Source organism: Lancefieldella rimae ATCC 49626, from assembly GCF_000174015.1.
In the GTDB taxonomy this organism is placed as follows: Bacteria; Actinomycetota; Coriobacteriia; order Coriobacteriales; family Atopobiaceae; genus Lancefieldella; species Lancefieldella rimae.
The window spans coordinates 263,537-281,091 of sequence record NZ_ACFE01000002.1; the positions used below are offsets into that span (position 1 = coordinate 263,537).

At 51.6% G+C, this 17,555-nt stretch carries 10 protein-coding genes and 1 tRNA gene; 8 read left to right on the top strand and 3 right to left on the bottom strand.

Going from position 1 to position 17,555, the window contains the following annotated elements:
• Window positions 1-2 precede the first annotated feature (2 nt).
• The 3 genes from ATORI0001_RS03940 to ATORI0001_RS03950 all read right to left on the bottom strand — a co-directional run bounded on the left by ATORI0001_RS03940 (window position 3) and on the right by ATORI0001_RS03950 (window position 4,253).
• On the bottom strand, window positions 3-953 hold the full coding sequence (locus tag ATORI0001_RS03940) for a PfkB family carbohydrate kinase (protein WP_003148908.1): 951 nt from the start codon (window positions 951-953) through the stop codon (window positions 3-5).
• A gap of 45 nt (window positions 954-998) precedes the next feature.
• Window positions 999-3,083 (bottom strand): PTS sucrose transporter subunit IIABC, encoded by a 2,085-nt coding sequence (locus ATORI0001_RS03945; protein WP_003148941.1) that lies wholly within the window; start codon window positions 3,081-3,083, stop codon window positions 999-1,001.
• A 186-nt stretch (window positions 3,084-3,269) separates the two neighbouring features.
• On the bottom strand, window positions 3,270-4,253 hold the full coding sequence (locus tag ATORI0001_RS03950) for a LacI family DNA-binding transcriptional regulator (protein WP_003149445.1): 984 nt from the start codon (window positions 4,251-4,253) through the stop codon (window positions 3,270-3,272).
• 101 nt (window positions 4,254-4,354) lie between these two features.
• On the opposite strand from ATORI0001_RS03950, the gene pepT reads away from it, so the two are divergent.
• From pepT to ATORI0001_RS03985, 8 genes are all read left to right on the top strand, one after another.
• Window positions 4,355-5,629 (top strand): peptidase T, encoded by a 1,275-nt coding sequence (pepT, locus tag ATORI0001_RS03955; RefSeq protein WP_003149382.1) that lies wholly within the window; start codon window positions 4,355-4,357, stop codon window positions 5,627-5,629.
• Window positions 5,630-5,867: 238 nt separating this feature from the next.
• On the top strand, window positions 5,868-6,410 hold the full coding sequence (locus ATORI0001_RS03960) for a hypothetical protein (protein WP_003148963.1): 543 nt from the start codon (window positions 5,868-5,870) through the stop codon (window positions 6,408-6,410).
• 41 nt (window positions 6,411-6,451) lie between these two features.
• Window positions 6,452-7,303 carry an HAD family hydrolase gene (locus tag ATORI0001_RS03965; protein WP_003148988.1) on the top strand — a complete coding sequence of 284 codons (852 nt, stop codon included), beginning with the start codon at window positions 6,452-6,454 and terminating at the stop codon, window positions 7,301-7,303.
• 2 nt (window positions 7,304-7,305) lie between these two features.
• Window positions 7,306-8,103 (top strand): Cof-type HAD-IIB family hydrolase, encoded by a 798-nt coding sequence (locus tag ATORI0001_RS03970; protein ID WP_003149620.1) that lies wholly within the window; start codon window positions 7,306-7,308, stop codon window positions 8,101-8,103.
• 185 nt (window positions 8,104-8,288) lie between these two features.
• Entirely contained in the window at window positions 8,289-12,365 is a 4,077-nt protein-coding gene (locus ATORI0001_RS03975) for a hypothetical protein (protein WP_003149488.1), read from the top strand.
• A gap of 80 nt (window positions 12,366-12,445) precedes the next feature.
• Window positions 12,446-12,522: transfer RNA gene (locus ATORI0001_RS03980), tRNA-Met, on the top strand.
• A gap of 347 nt (window positions 12,523-12,869) precedes the next feature.
• Window positions 12,870-13,028 (top strand): MIT C-terminal domain-containing protein, encoded by a 159-nt coding sequence (locus ATORI0001_RS08100; protein ID WP_155811557.1) that lies wholly within the window; start codon window positions 12,870-12,872, stop codon window positions 13,026-13,028.
• Between the two features lie 7 nt (window positions 13,029-13,035).
• Window positions 13,036-17,301, top strand: coding sequence for an SMEK domain-containing protein (locus ATORI0001_RS03985; protein ID WP_040324504.1), 4,266 nt, complete (start codon window positions 13,036-13,038; stop codon window positions 17,299-17,301).
• Window positions 17,302-17,555: the final 254 nt, after the last annotated feature.

Genomic DNA, 17,555 nt, shown 5'->3' on the forward strand with positions numbered 1-17,555 from the left:
TGTTAGGAAAGAACGCTTTCGACTTCATCAAGAGTAGGCATTGCAGGAATGCCTCCGCGCCTTCTGACACACAACGATGCCACGGCGTTTCCAAACCGCGCACACGTCTTAACATCTTCAAGCGAAATGTCTGCGACATCAGCTCCACTGTCCAAGAGCGCACACAAGAAACCGCCCCAAAATGAATCGCCTGCCCCGGTGGTGTCAACCGCCTCAACGGTGAAAGCGGGAACCATCGCAACACCCTCTTTGGTGGCCACGAGTACTCCTTCTCCACCGAGCGTTACGCAGGCCACCTTCACCCCCTTGGCGAGAAGTGCCTCAGCAGCTTGAGCAGGGTCATCATGCCCGGTGAGCAAAGTGGTTTCTTCCTCGTTAATCTTAACGAGGTCCATGTATTCGACAATGGATTGCATCTGTACGCTTGCCACCTCCGGATTGTCCCAGAGGCTTGCGCGGTAATTTGGATCGTACGAAAGGATACAACCGGCGTTTTTTGCCGCTTTCAGGGCGGCAATGGTGGCGCTGCGCGCGGGTTCATCGGTGAGGGAGAGCGACCCTACGTGAAACACGCGGCTCTTCTCGATAATGTCCGTGCGAATTTCTTCCGGAGCTAGACGCGTGTCCGCGCCCGGTTTACGTGCAAAGGAAAACGTTCGCTCACCCTCTTCGGACAGCGCCACAAATGCGAGAGTGGTGAAGTAGTTGGGGTCGGTAATAAGGCCGTCACAGTTGACGTCGGTGGTTACAAGAGTGGCGCGAAGAAAATCTCCGTGCATGTCGGCTCCTACTTTGCCGATAAACGCCGTGCTCTTGCCAAGACGCTCAAGCGCCACCAGTACGTTTGCAGGTGCACCTCCGGGATTGCGTTCAAAGAGCTTCTGGCCGGCCGGAGAGATACCCGCGTCGGTGAAGTCAATAAGCAACTCGCCCAAAGCTGTGACAGAAAACATAAATGATCCCTTTGCCCTTCAGTTATGAAACGACCGGTCAGTGAGTTATGAAACGCTGATGAGCGTATCTCCTGCCTTGACGTCGGATCCCGTTTGACCTTCCACGGAGGCATAATCGTCGGTGTTGGTGATGACGACCATGGTTGTGGTTGGCAGATTGGCTGCCTTGATGGTGCCAAGGTCCACGTCCATAAGCAGCGCACCCTTCTTGACCTTATCGCCGGCTGCGCATTTGACGGTAAACGGAGCGCCCTTAAGCGTAACGGTGTCAATGCCGATGTGAATGAGCACTTCCGTACCACTGTCGGAGAGCAAGCCGATGGCGTGTCCGGTTTCGGCGACCATGGTGATCGAGCCGTCAACGGGCGAGAAGACCTTGCCTTCGGTAGGTTCAATGGCGGCTCCTTTACCCATGGCTTCGGAGGCAAAGACGGGGTCGGAAACTTCTGTCATGGCGATGGCCTTGCCGGACATGGGCGCGGCAATCGTGTCGGCACCTGCAGACGGAACGACGCCCTGGTTGCTTTCGGCGACCGAAGTGGCAACGGCAGCGGTTTGCTTTGCCGTTGCGGCTGTTGCGGCAACGACCTTCTCGATGTTGGGTTTTTGCTCTTCTTTGGTCTGAGTGATATCTTCTGCGTCCTTGTAAAGGGTCCAGGTAATTGCAAACGCTATGGCCGCGGCCACAAGAATGCAGATGGCGTATGCCACAGAGTGTCCCGTAGTGATGAGGAAGCCAAAGATGCCCGTGATGCCGTACGCGATGGAAACAACGCCGAGAATGGAGACAAGTGCGCCACCAACGGCTCCGCCAATCATGGCGGCGATAAACGGCTTCATGCTGGGGAGGTTGACACCGTAGATGGCCGGCTCAGTGATGCCGAGGAAGCCGGAGATGCCGGAAGGAAGCGCAAGCTCCTTTTTCTTCATGCTGCGGGTCTTTACAAAGACCGCGAGGCAGGCGGCACCCTGCGCCACGTTGCAGCAGGAGATAATGGGATTGAAGTTGTCGATTCCGGTATTGGCAATGAGAGTTGCCTCAAGAGCATTGAACATGTGATGTACGCCAAGAACAACGGTTGCGGGATAGATGGCACCGACCAATGCTCCGCCGAGGCCAAAGGGTATGGCCAGCAGGAACTGGAAGCCGATCATGACACCGTTTTCAATCCAAGAGAAGAGTGGGCCGATAACCGTGAGAGTGAGGACGCCGGTTACCAGTACGGTAACAAGAGGGGTTACAAAGAGATCGAGCATATCGGGTACATGCTTGTGGAGCCATTTCTCCAGCATACACATGATGAAGACTGCAATGACCACGGGGATAACGTGTCCCTGGTACCCTTGCAGAGTAACGTTATAGAAGCCGAAGAGCTGCACCTGCGGAATGCCGCCTGCTGCCATGATGGCGCTTGCGGTGGCATGGGCCGCATCTACGGCGGTGCCGGTTGCCGAGGAGAGCCATTGTGCCGCCGACTGCGATCCAACGATTTGGTACGCGGTATCGCCAAGCTGTTGCACGGCTCCGGGGATGCTCCAGGCATTCATAAGAGCCGTGTGGTTCATGATCATGCCTATAACGCCGCCGAGGAACTCGTTACCTCCAAAGACGCGGGCGGCAGAGAAGCCGATGAGAATCTGGAGAAATACGAAGGATGCGTTTGAGAACGTATGGATAAGAATGTACCAGCTGTTTGTTTCAAGGGCGCCACCCATGGCATTGTTGATGCCTTCGGTGAGACCCATGAGAAGTCCGGATGCAACGATAGCGGGGATGATGGGAACAAAGACGTCACCCAAGGACTTAACGGCACGTTGGAATGGATTTGCCTTTGCCATGGCCGCTTCTTTGGCGGTGTCTTTTGATGAAGCGGAAATGTGTCCCTGTGCTACAAACTCATCAAAGACCTTATTGACGGTGCCGGTTCCATAAATAACCTGGAGCTGACCTGCCGCTTGAAAGCTGCCTTTAGCTCCGACAGCGTTATCGACGGCTTCCTTGTTTACCTTTGAATCGTCTGCGACAACAAGGCGAAGACGGGTTGCACAGTGAGCGGCAGAAACGATGTTGTCTGCTCCGCCGACCGCCTCCAAGATTTGCCGTGCCGCCTCTGCGTGATCAAGTGCCATGCGAGCCTCCTTGGTTGAACAATATATGGAATCGTTCCCATAGTTAAAATATAACAAATACTAAGCGTTTTTCATAGTACTTTCTTATATTTATGAAATCGTTCTCATATCGGAAATCAATATGATAAAAGCTTTGATAGCCCACCGAAACAGATGCCTGCAAAGAGGGCTATATGTGGGCGCACTTTAACGAGTCGAATTTCGCAAAAGAAGTTCATATCCCATTCGGATATCGCGGACAATCGTGTCTTCTTTGTCCATGGCACCAATGAGCATCTTGGCGGCTTCCATGCCGGAGGTCTTGTAGTGGTGATGTATGGTGGTAAGCGACGGAGTAATGACCTTGGAGAGATCGGAGTCTCCAACGCCGGTGACCTGTACGTCTTCGGGAACGCTTCGTCCAAATTCTCTGAGGCACGTAATGGCGCCAAAGGCGATTGAATCGCTTGCGCAGACGATGGTGTCCACTTCGGGGTAGACATCAAGCAATCGTTCGCAGGCGAGATAGGCTGCGTCAACGGAGAAATCCGATTCCATCTGTGCTTTTTTGGGCACTTCAAGGTTCTTCTCGGCGCACGCATCCAAGAACCCCGTGTGCCTGCTTTGACCTGCTGCGATATCGAGTTCGGTAACTCCAATGTAGGCAGGCTTGGTTCCGCGGTTGAGTATATGGGAGGTAATTTCACGTACGGCGTGGTAGTCATCGTGATACACACAGGAAAATCCGTCGAACGCCTGTCCAAGGACAATCAGCGGAATCCGGAGATTCTTCAAGGCGCGCTCGTGCTCCGGTGTCAGAATGGTTCCAACCAAAATAATGCCGTCAACACGATCTTTTTCGGTAAAAACACGCAGGTAATCAATCTCTTTGTTTTCGCGATTATCGGTATTTGCCAAAAGCATCTGATACTGGGATTCGTTGAACACCGAGGAGAGGCCGGCGACCATACGGGATACCGATGCCGAGTTAATTTTCGGAATGATGACCCCAATGAGATTCGTCTTTCCGGTACGGAGGATCTTTGCTTGTCGGGAGGGGATGTAGCCGGTTTCTTTTATGACGCGTGCAATGGCACGGCGCTTCTCGTCAGAGACATATCCGTCGTTGAGGTAGCGTGATACGGTAGCGCGAGAAACTCCTGCTAGTTTTGCTACGGTAGTGATGTCCATATATCCTCACAAACAATGCGGCTGCGTAGGGCAGTAAGACGTGCCGGTTTGGTATGTCTTTAGTATATAGTGAAGTGGCAACAGAGATGAATGGAGACCATATGCCTGAATACGAATCCAAACCACTGCCCGATGTCGTAGAGCGCTTTATGCGCTACGTGCAGATTGACTCACAGTCCGATCCCGAGCATGACGACGTTACTCCCTCAACGCCTCGCCAGCATGGGATGGCCCGTTACCTGGGAGAAGAGCTTACGTCGCTCGGTTGTACGGATGTTACCGTTGACGAGCACGCATATGTAACGGGAACGTTTCCCGCGTCGCCGGACGCTCAAAGTGCGCCTGCACTGATGCTCTGCTCGCACCTTGATTCCGTGATTGACGCACCCGCTGCGGGCATCAAGCCCCATATCGTCCACTACGAGGGTGGTAATTTGGTAGCAGGGGTTGTTGCGGGCGAGAAGATCGAAACCACCCCGGAGCAGGTTCCTGACCTGGAGAAGTTCGTTGGCATGGACATCGTTTGCTCTGACGGAAGCACGTTGCTTTCAGCCGACGATAAAGCGGGCGTGGCTGAAATCTGCGCGTTACTCAAGCGTCTGTCCGACAATCCTGAGCTCAAGCACCCAACGCTCAAAATTGCCTTTGTTCCGGACGAGGAGATTGGCCACGGCGCAGCTCTGCTCGACCTTGAAAAGCTTGGTGCGGCATACGGCTATACGGTAGACGGCGAGGCACTCGGCGAGTTCAATTATGAGTGCTTTACGGCATCGCAGGCAGACATCACGTTTACGGGTGTGATGGTGCATCCGGGTAGTGCCAAGGACGTTATGGTCAACGCCATTACCGTGGCATCCGAGTTCCAGCAGATGGTGCCCGCCTTTGAGCGCCCCGAACACACCGAGGGTCGCGAGGGCTTCTACCACCCCATCAACGTCGAGGGATCTGCCTCTGAGGTCAAGCTCTCCTACATCATCCGCGATTTTGACTCGGATATTTTTGATCGCCGCGAGCAGACCCTACGTGATATCGCCGCCTTCCTCAATACACGATATGGCGAGAATACCGTGCGTATTGAGATTCATCAGCAGTATCGCAACATGGCGGAGAAGTTCAAGGGATACGAGTTCCTTATCGACTATGCACTTGCGGCAAATCGCGAGGTAGGCATTGAGCCGAATCCCGTACCCGCACGCGGAGGAACCGACGGAGCGCAGCTGACGTTCCGCGGACTGCCCTGTCCCAATATTGCGACGGGCGGCTATAATGCACATTCCATCCGCGAGTTTATTCCGGTTCCGAGTATGGAGGTTACCGTCGATCTGCTGGTGGCGCTGGTGGCTAAATTTGCTGACCGTGCCGACTGCCAGGGTTAGTCAAGACAACCTTGCTTTAAGGGCATCTTTCTACGAACGGTAGTAATTTAGCCGTGAGCGTTATGAAGATGTCATTCACAGCGTATTATGTACCGTTCACGCCCTCGTTCTTCCTGTTCAAACATGGAGGAGCGAGGGTGTAGCATAATTTCAGTAAGTGTTTGTTCTTTTTTTCAACAAACGGGTAGACTGATTAACAAAAGGTAACTACCCCTGAGAAGAGAAAGGAAGCGTTGCCGTGCAAACCATAATTCTTGCGCTTGTCATCATTGCAGCACCAATTGTGGCCGCACTTATGGAACGGGTGAGCAACGCGGGCCTTTCGGAGAGGCGACATAGCCATCACGATACCTATGTCGTCCCTGCATCTCTTACAAGGTCACTTGTTATTGACATGGCGCTTATGGCCATCATGGGCATTTCGCTCGGGGCTTTTTGTACCTGGGGAGTTTTTTCAGCGGATCCGTTTGTGGTTATGGCGTTTTTTGCAAGTTTTACGATGGTTATGTTTGTGGCGTGGTTTTTGTTGTCCCGCTATAAAGTCCAACTTTTTGACGAAGAAATGATTGTCACTCCGTTTGTTGGTCCGGATATTACCGTGCAGTATTCAAACATCGAGCATATGGAATGGTCGGGAGCCCGTAAGGGTGCCGGGTTCAGGAATCTGTCAATCTGGATTGACAACGAACCGGTAACCACTCTGTCGGGAATCATTGGTTTAGATCAGGTGCTTCTACGCATCGATCGTTTTGATGTTTTGGCGCATGGGTCTACACTTTAGGTGCTCATGCCGTTTGTGTGTTTATGCCAAAGGGGTTACCAGTGATTAAGCTTGTTCTTTCTGATATGGATAATACGCTCATTCCATTTGGCAACAGGCATCCGTCTGCGCGTACAAGAGCAGCGATTCATGATCTTCTCGATACCGGAGTACTTTTTGGCCCCGACACAGGACGCGACTACGTTGAGCTCATGCGCTTTTTTGCCATGGACGAGACTTGCTTTCAGACGGGCATCATTTCAACCGGCAAGCGCATTCGCGTGCGGGGAACCTACGTTTCGCAGACAATCATTCCGCACGACGTGTTATGCGGAGTGCACCGGGCACTGCTCGATGAGGCTGATAAGTTCTTGGTGTGTTATCCCCTTGAGACCAATCTTTTGAACCCCGCGTATGCCATCGGAGACATCAATCCGGATGACCTGGCTTTTTGCGAGAAGCGCTTCACGTTTAACGGCGCCATTGTGCCTGAGGTTCCCGACATTGATTTTGTAGCCGCAACCATTGCGTGCATGGGTGGTCCAAAAGAGATGGAACGAACACGTCGGATTATTGCTCAGGCGTGCCCTGCCATTGATCTGGTGAGCCCGGTACCAAATTGGTTCGACGTTTTACCGAAAGGCGTTTCCAAGGCGTCCGGCCTAGAAGTTCTTCTCAAGGCAACCGGCTTCAGCTACGATGAAGTTGTTATTTTTGGTGACGCCGAGAATGATCTTGAGATCCTCAAAAAAGTTCCGTACTCGGTTGCGGTTGCCAATGCAACGCCGGAGGTGCTCCGTACCGCAAATTACGTGGTAGGAGCTTCAGAAGATGACGGCGTTGCGTGCGCGCTTGAGGAGATTACTCGTGCCACCAAGGCAGGGGAGATGCCTCGATTTTTGATGGGGGAGTAAAAATGATTAGGCTCATTGCATCAGACATGGACGGTACGCTTCTTGACGAGTATGGAAATGTCCCGCCCGAGACGTTTGAACTCATTCATGCACTTCGCGAGAAGGGCATCCACTTTGTGGCTTCGTCCGGTCGCCGCTACGATACTTTGCGCTGGATGTTTGAGCCGGTTGCCCATGAGATAGATTACGTTGCATCGCTTGGCACGCAGGTGTACGCCGATGATGTCGTGCTCGATCGTGAGGTGTTTTCCACGGCCGCCATCAAGAAGCTCTTTGAATTCTCCCAGGAATTTGATTGCGTGCATCTTGTGGTATATGACCGCGATCACACCTATCTTCTAGATGACTATTCCGCATTCGTTCGCGAGCTTGACAAAGATCTTCCAAATGCGGAGCGTGTGTTTGATCCCCCCTCTCCGGATGTCAGTATCATTAAGGCTGCGGTTTGCTGTGATACTCGTGTTAAATCGATGGACATGGCCATGATTCTCGAGCGCGAGCTTGGAGAGCGTTTCTCGTTTATGCCATCGGGCGATACGTGGATTGACGTGGTACCACGCGGGGTCAACAAGGCAACGGGTCTTGAGCAGATCCGGCAATACTATGGTTTTAAGCGAGACGAAATTCTCGCCTTCGGTGACTCCATGAACGACTACGCTATGCTTCGCTATGCGGGAACTGCGGTTGTTATGGAAAATGCACGTTATGCGCTCAAGCAAATTGCTTCGCGCGTGATCGGCTCCAATACCACGCAGGCCGTACAGGCAGAGATGAAGAAGATGCTTGAGAGCCTGCAGTAATATCGCTTCTAAAATTTCATGAGATATCGGTAATCGGTTTCTTTGAGCCGGTTACCGATTTTTGGGCATCGATTTTTTCCTCAAAATCTAAATGACGGGTTTACGCTGTGGTTTTTCGCTATACTAAACCATGAATTATTAGCGCTATAGAGAATAACGTATCTATACAGAAGAGGAGTCAATATATGAAGGAAGATCACAAGACATCACGTCTGGTTCTTTCGGGTTTGCTTTCACTCTCGCTGGCTACCACATCGTTTCCGGCAGTAGCGCTTGGCGAGCAGACCGGCGTAGCAGAAACATCTGCCGCAACGGCACCCGCCGCAAGTTCGACGACGGAGGGTGCTTCCGCACCTTCCGCATCGGCATCGACGGAGGGAGGATCCGCAACGGAGACTTCTCCAAGTGCGGGCACGGAGTCTACGGGCACCCAAGAGGCTCCTACGGCTTCCGAAACACCGACGGCCACATCTACGACACCTGCAGATCCTGCGGCTCCGGCTCTTACGATGCTTGCCGTTCGTTCTCCGCTTGCGGCAACCGAGCTTTACGTTAATTCCGCAACCGGCGCGGATACCAACGACGGTTCCTCTGCGGCGCAGGCATTCAAGACCATCGAGAAGGCCGTTACCGCCGCAAACGCAAGTCCTTCGGTGACTGCCATTCACGTTCAGGGTGACTTTACGCTGTCTTCCCGTCAGACGCTTACCAACGTTACGCTGAACTTCTCGGGTGATACCAACATCAAGGCCGTCAACGGTGCCGGCTTTGATCTTAAGGGCACGTCAAAGGTGAATGCGTCCGGCGCAACCGTTACCTTCGACGCTCCCAACGATGGCTACACCTTCCGTCTGTATGATTCCGCGGAGATCAATGACGGTCATTTTGTTTTCAAGTATGGCAACAACGGCTTTGCCTTCCATATGCCCGCCGGCAGCAACGGTGCGCTCAAAGGTTCCTCTCGCGGTGCCCTTTCCATGGACATCACAAACGGCATGTTCATGAACAATTCCCAGGGCAACATTATTGAGAATGCCAAGATTGACCAGCGCTATACCGGCAGCAAGTGGCAGCTTTACGAATGGAACGGCTTCAAGCTTGTGAACTCCGATCTCAGTGCAATTCGCCTTCCGTTCTACTTCAAGTCGCCCTTCTCCATGGATAACTCCACGTTTACCATCGATGCAAACGGTGTAAAGTGGCAGACCGGCTTGGCCATTCCTTCCGATGCTACTCCCGGAGAGATACTCATTACCAATAACTCCAAGCTTACCGTCAAGAATGCCAATGGCCATTGGCGCTCAAAGGGCATTACGATCGGTCAGTCGGGTGTAACCTTCCGCGTGAACAACGGCTCTGTCGTTGATGCATCGTCCGATACAAACGGCGGTCTTAATGTCAATGCGGGAACCGCCATCTTTGAGGACGGCGGAACCTTCCACGGTCAGGACAACTCCGGCGCTCAGGCGGGCGCACAAGCGGGTGCGCACCTCATTTTCAAGGGCGATTCACTCTTTGACACGCTTGCCGGCGAGGAGCAGGACAACGGCCTTGGACAGTCCACCGGCGGATATGTGGTCATGGGCGGTACGCACCGCGTCAAGTACGACGACACGTATCAAAGCGGTAAAGCCATTCCTACGACCGATGCCGACCACGGCAACGAGAAGCTCATGCTCTTTACCCTTACCGACACGTCAAAGACCGAGCTCACCGCAAAGCCCCTGACGGGCGGCGACTACACCTACAAGGTAAAGAACGCTTCTGCGGACGGCAAAAAGCACGTTTGGATGCCGTTTGCCAAGGTTTCCGTAACGCTCAACAACAATAACGCCACCTTTGCCGACGGTACGCGTGCCGACAAGAACACCGTTGTCATGCGCGGCAACAAGATTGACGACGCAACGCCGGAGAAGTCCGGCTATGATGACGTTACGTCCGGCACTTTTGCGGCTCCCACTGACCCCAATGGTATAACGTTCCTTGGTTGGTTCTATAAGGATTCCAACAATGTCGAGAAGCCCTTCTCGGCTGATGCGGCCATTGATGCGGATACGACGGTTTATGCCAAGTGGGACGCCCACACCATCGTCTACGATAACGGCAACGGCGTAACCTACACTCAAAACATCAAGGCCACCGAGGCGAGCGGAGCGCTCCAGAGCTACGACGACGTGGTGACCAACAAGCCTGAGTTCAAAGTTCCTGGCAAGACCTTTACCGGCTGGACCGTGACGCATGAAGACGGCTCTGTCTACGACGTTGCCGGCAAGCTTTTCCAGGCAAACGATTCCGTAACCTTTGGTAGCCAGGAGAAGGTTCTCCATGCCAAGGCAAACTACACGCAGGACGAGTACACGGTGCGCTTCTCGGCAAACGGCGGTACGTTTGCGGATGCAAGCGTCTTTAAGCAGCACCCCGAGCTCTTTGATATCTCCACTGATGAGCTGGGTGGCGAAGTTGCCACCGTCAAGCAGAAGGCTCTGTATGACCAGAAGCTCTCCGCACTTCTCGACAAGACTATCCGTGAGCAGCTCTCTCCCGACGGTATCGCAACGCGCATGGGCTTTATCCCCGGTGATCGTCTGATGTGGTATGACACGCCGCTCTTCAACACCGGCGGATACAACTTCAAGGATCATACGAGCTGGTTCTGGACTACGCCTGGCGCTGATCCGGCAATCCAGAAAGACATGACGTTCTACCTCAAGTGGACCGAGGACCCAACGGTTCAGAAGGTTGAAGCAACGCTTGATCTTCCTTCCGATCTCTACGGTCCAAGCCAGGCGGATTCGCCCAATCCCTTTATGGTGGACGCCGATGGTTACAAGACCTTCTCGCTGACCGGCCTTATCAACATGAAGTCCGTCCAGGAGAAGATGCAGGAGATTGAGAACCTGTATCCAAACGATGCGGCACATCCCGAAAACATCAAGCTTTCCGGCACACAGTGCACCTTCAAGGCAGAGCTGACGCTTCCCGATGGTGTGACGGTTCCCGAGAACGCTTCCGCAAGCGTTGAGGGCCTTGGCGACAAGTTCGAGGTCAAAGAGACCAAGGTCGAGGGACAGAAAGTAACCGTGACCTTTGCGCTCAAGGGTGGCGACATTCACAATTACGCCGAGCTCAAGGCAGCCGTTGACTCCATGGGCGATGCCAATGGCGACGTCAAGGCAATCGTTGACGGGTTCAAGCTTGACCCCGACAAGGTTTCCAACGGCGATGAGCTTACGGCCGTAGGCAAGGTGTCGGGTACCTTTACGTCCTTTGCCCAGAACCCTGCCGGCACCACGAAGTTCTTTAACTTCACGTGGAACGGTAAGCAGCGCGATGAGGGTCGCAGCATTCTCTCCACCGATCAGGCTGCCATCGAGCAGACCATTGTTGCCAGAAAGGCCGAGCATAAGGACGTTAAGACCGATATGCTCATCAACGGCGACACCACCTCTGATCATGTGTATGAGGCCAAGAAGGGTGACACTCTGAAGTTTACCGCCCAGCTTGACGCAACGCCGATTCAGGACCAGATGAAGGCCATTGAGCAGAAGTACAACATTGATCCAAGTCGCTACGACCAGATCAGCATTCACGACCTTGGACCTCAGTGCACCTTCACCACAACCTTTACCGTTCCCGATGCAATGGCCGGCTATCTGACCGACAACGTTGCCGATTACAAGCTGACGGGCACGAACGCCTTTGACGTTACGAGTGCGGTGCTTTCCGACGGCGGCAAGACGGTAACGCTGACCATGACGCTTAAGAGCGGGTACACCAACTACGCCGAGCTCCGCAAGGCAATCATCGATGAGACACAGCCTAAGCTTGAGCTGGAACTTCCGGCGTATAAGGTTCCCGAGAGTGCCGCAACCGACACCAACTACTCGGTTTCCGGTACGGTTTCGGGTACGTTCCTAGCTCACGTGAATCTTGGTAACCACCGGAAGGACTTTGCCTTCACGTGGTCGGGCGTTCAGGATCCTGCCGGTAAGGACTCCATCCTTGCAGATGGCGATGAGACCATCCAGACAACCTATAAGGTAGCCGCGGATCCAACGACGCCTGAAAATCCGACCAACCCCGATCAGCCCAAGCCCAACAAGCCGAGCAAGCCCGGAAAGAAGCCTTCCAAGGGCAAGAAGTCCGCGGTTCCGTATATGGGCGATGTGGCGTCAATCGGTGGTATTGCGGCACTTGCAACGAGCGGCCTTGCAGCTCTTTCGACGGCATTTGCAGTGAAGCGTCGTCGTCATAACGATTAAGCGAGAAGTTCTTCTCGTTGTGGTTGACTTTGTGCGTGTTGCGCGGTATAGTTCTTTCTCGCGCAACACGCGCTTCATAGTGCGGGGTGGAGCAGTCTGGTAGCTCGTCGGGCTCATAACCCGAAGGTCGTTGGTTCAAATCCAGCCCCCGCGACCAAAATTTCATCCCCTGCCTGCGAAAGCAGGTGGGGGATTTTTATTGTAGCAAGTTCGCAAAAAGGCTTTTGAGCCGAATCGGCGTCGTGGGGTGCGGTGAATCAGATAAAGAAAAGATCCGCCAATGCACATCATTGAGTGGCCAGGTGGGTTTACTGCTGCCGATAGTATCATAGGATGGTGTGTGAAATTATGAATCGGGAAATGGACGCGGTAGTATAATTCCCTGGACTGGTTCATAGAGGCACGTATGCAACTGCCAATAACAGTAGATTCACCCGCGGTTTTCTCTCCTGAGAAAAAGGCCTATTATGTTGATCGCAAGAATGCCGCTGGGATTGCAAGCACATCTCCGCTTTTGCGAACACTGTCTGGGACATCATACTGGATCGCGGCTTAGATACTTGGCAGAGGTTCGACAGCGGCAACGCCTTCGCTATCGAGTTCCGCGTGCAGGAGATGTGCCGTATCGAGCAGTTCGAGATTACTTACATGAGGAAGGGGTAAACCCTGCATGACTTTGGCTAGGTCGACGAATACAGATAAGTTTAACGAGTTACTTGTTCGCTTGGGGAGTGAGCTTCAAAACGAAGCCAATAATAACTATCTATCCCAGGCTGTTCATGCTGAAGAGACTTATAAGCGGATTCTTAACGTTGTATATGGTTGGAGTTTGCGGAACCTTAATCAAGACGAGCGTAACGCATCAGCTGTCGATTTGATTGACGAAGCTAACCACATCGTTGTGCAGATTTCTGTGTCTGCTACGCGACAGAAAGTAAAGAATACTCTCGCGAATCATTCCATTGAGCAATACGCTCAAGCGAGGTATCGCATCAAATTTGTCGCTTGCGGAGCTAGAAACTTTCCTAAATTCAAAGAGTTAATTGAGAATCCTTATAACATTGATTTCGATCAAAAGAATGATTGCATCGTTGCTGCGGATTTAGCAGATCAGTTCGCGCATCTGGATATCGATGAGCAAGAAGTTGCTCTACATGTTCTTCGTCAAGAGCTTGGTGATGCATTTATGCTGACGCCCGAATTCGTTGATAAGCATTTTGCTTCAGCAAAGAAGGCCTTGGGCTCTCGGTATTCCTCTGAATTGACCGTGCCCGTTGACGAATCGGATTACTTTGATGCCGTACTTAACTCGGATGTCGTGTTTGAACGGGTTCGTACTAAACTGGCTGTGGTCAAAACAGACGCCGAGAATTTAGTGGCCGAGCTCAAAAGCATTGAGGAAATTGATAACGAGATTATAGATGCAGCCATTCAGATTGCTTCGGTTACGAAGGACGCGCTGAATGTCACGAGTCCTGCTGCTATGCGCAAAGTCGTAAATGCTTACCGCGCTTACGAGAATAGGGCGTTCTTGTCTGATAATCCCATAGAGAGAACTTCCAGGAGTTTGAACTTGCATCATGCAATCTTTGAGCTTAGGAGTCAGTGCAGTCGAGATGGCATCGAGCTGCTTGGGATGAACTTTGTGTTGTTTACTGGAAAGGGCGGCATTGGTAAATCCCACCTGCTAGCTGATTTTTGCTCAAGGGCAATCGAGTCGGGCTTGCCAGCTTTTCTGGTTCTCGGTCAGAATTTCGTATCTTCTATCCCTCCGCTTGAGAGGCTATCTGAGCTCATCTCTGGCTCAAGCGATTACCGTACTTGTCTTGCGGAAATCGAGCGCTATACGGTGGAGTTGGGCAGAGTCGCGCTTATAGCCGTCGATGCTTTGAACGAAGGTGACGGGAAAGGGTATTGGCCGAATCACATCCAGCATTTTCTCGATGAGATAACTCGGTATCCTCACATCAGAGTTGTTGCTAGCGTTCGCAGCTCCTATGAGTCTCAGGTAATCCCTCAGGACTTTGTCGAGAGCAATTCGAGTGTGGAGAAAATAGAACTGAGAGGGTTCGAGAGTTCTCCGAGTGCCATGGATTCTTTTTGCGATTTTTACGGTATAGAGCCTCCGGCTTTCCCTCCTTATGGTGAGGAGTACTCAAATCCACTGTTCCTTAAGACGTTGTGTAGGGCCATCAGCGAAAGGGGGACTGGTCGTTTTGAACTTAATCTGACTTTTATCGATGCTGTCAACATCTGCCTAGACCAGATAAACGGGTCTATAAGCAAGAGCCTACAATGCTCGACCTCTTCGAAGGTTGTCCAGAAAGCGGTTTCTGCCATTGTCGCTAACGAGCACTTTTCCAGGTCTGGCTATCTAACATTTGACGAGGCCAATGAGGCGATTGTCAAAGCAGTTTCTTCTTACACCACTTCGCCAAGCAAGGTTCTCGAAATGCTGGAAGCTGAAGACATCGTTAGAATTGATGAATACGGCGATAGTCCTCTTGTCTCGTTTTCATATGAACGGTTTGGAGATGCCCTGGAGGCTTCGGCAATCATAAAAGCTGCCATAGATAGCGCCGACGACGTTCTTTCTGCAATTAAATCAAGCAAAACGGTGATAGATGTGCTGCTCTCTGATATGAAGCGTGGAACGGCAGAGGCGCTGAGTGTGGAGCTTCCGGAATTGACTAATGTTGAGGTTTTCGACCTACTTGATTTGAACGATGAGCAGAAAAGCGAACTGGCATTTGACCTATTTCTCGGATCTATCCCCTGGAGAAAAGACCCTGCCCTAAGCGATCGTGCCGAGCAATATATAAAGGATGAGATTGAGCGTTTTCCGAGTCGGTTGGTCTATTTCTTGAAACAGCTTGTAAATGTGGCCCTGTCTCCCTCATCAGCCTTCAATGCGAAGCTCCTCGATAAAACCCTTAGAGCCATGCCTGCCAAGAAGCGCGATGGGGTTTGGGCGCATGCCCTGTACGAAAACAAGACTGTTTCAAAGACGATAGTCTGGTTTTGGAAGGGATGCTCTAAGGCGTCCGAAAACGTGGTGGCTCTAGCTGCCATGTTCCTTGGTTGGTGTACTGCGTCAACATGTAGGAGAATTAGAGACTGCGCTACTAAGGCATTGTCTCTCTGCTTCTTGCGGAATCCTTCGCTTGTGGGTAGTTTCTCTGGTTATCTGTCGCTTATGGATGACGATTACATTATCGAGCGTGTGCTTGCTGCTATTTACGGCGCTGCTGCAAACGCCGATCAGCTCTGCGCTGAGTTTGTTGCAGCGGCTGATGATGCCTATTCGTTCGTCTATTGCAGGGGAGAGACATATCCGAACATTATGGTGCGCAACTATGCCGATTGTTTGGCAGACCTTGCTATTAGAAAGTTCGGAAAGGATGAAAATGACTATCCGCTGATTTGGCAGCGCGGAAATAGTACTTGGTATTCGAGGTCAGTATCCAACGAGGATATCGACGAAGCGCTGGAAATGTGTAAAAAGGAATATGGAGAAGGGTCTGACAAAACAAGGAATCTTGACTGGCTTATTCATTCCATGACCACAGAATACGGTAGAGGGGCATGTGCTTACGGGGATTTCGGTAGATATGTTTTTGGCTCCCATGTTTCATGCTGGGAACCAGATTTCCCCAATGACCAGGATTTAGCCAATCTTGCACTCAATGAAATACTTGAGAGGCTTTATGACCCGTACTGGCATTGCTCTTACGACGTAAAAGCGAAACATTATGAGTTGAGTCAAGAATTTGGGTATGAGCGTTTAACCAAGAAGTATCAATGGATAGAGATGTTTCGTCTGTTGGCTCGTCTCGTCGACAACTACCCGCCGTATCGGGTAGAAATTGAATATGACGACAAATACAAAGCAGTAGTTGCAGAAAATGCCAGGAAATTCAATTTTGCCTTACAGACTGGTGAATTCCGCCATCTTGAGAGGGAAGAAATCGGCCCCGATCAATATGTCGTCTCAAGAAAGAAAATCTATCTGCCTCCTGAGGAAGTTTTCTATGAGCTCGAATGGAGCAGAGACATCGATCCAACGAATATCTTTCCGCCTAACGACAAGCCTCTCGACGAGGGCTGTATCGCTTCGAGCCTCCGTAATCTAAATGCAACTGTGGAATATGACCAGGGCAATATAGGTTCGTACTTGATTGATTTGCATGAGGTCGTTATTGAAGAGGAGTTATATGTGGTTCTGTGGACAAGAACAAACATTAAGGCTCTAAACGAGACGGCAAGCGAAGTATATTGGGAGGCTTCAGCGGGTTTTGTCTTTGTAGACGATGTCGATGCGTTGATGCAAGACTACGACAGGTCGCTTAATCATGATTTGTTTGCCGGTGATACGCTACACATTTATTGTAGAGAATTTAATGCAGGTGCTGCTTTTGAGCTTGACCAACGTTTTAGGGAATCGGAATGTGCCGAGGATCTTGAGCGGGTTCGTCCTGCTTCTTTGGGGTATATGTGGGAGCCTGTTCGAGATGGTTCGGCCATCAATGGCGAAAGCGTCTTCATTCAGTATCCTTCTGCAGAGTTGTGTAAGGGTTTTTCGCTGAATCAAGCTGATCGTGGAGTTTGGTCAGATGGAGAAAAAGTCGTCTGCATGGAAAAAGCCTATGCAAATGGTCGATGTCTGTTGTTCCGCAAGGATTGCTTAATTGATTATCTCAACCGCTCGAATCAGGCACTCGTTTGGGCTGAGTATTTTGAGACAACGTCATCAGGGGGCTACCGACAAAGGTTGTGGTTTATAGCGAAGCGGACTTCCGATAATGAATTGGTGTTTTCTAGCCCAAAAAAGGATTCATTCACGCTGAGCGATCTGCCTTGGTATAGGAATCGAAAAGGTGGAGCCGAGTTAGAGTCGAATTCACTTGTGGAGCCAAACAGGAGCTTAGAATCCTGAACGTTGCCGGTCAATAAAAGCGCAGTTCTGGTGCCTGTTGGCGAAAATGGTGATGATTGACGAGGGGTTGGAATATCCTTATAACCCAAAGGTTGCAGATTTAAATCCTGCCTCCGCGACCGAACATCCTATTCCCCGGCTTGTGAAAACAGGTCAGGGATTTTGACCAATATCCGACTGCTAGCCCAATCAAGAGGCGAAGGGTAAAATAAATATACTGATAGCATTTCTGCTTGTGCTCTTGGAGGTTATTT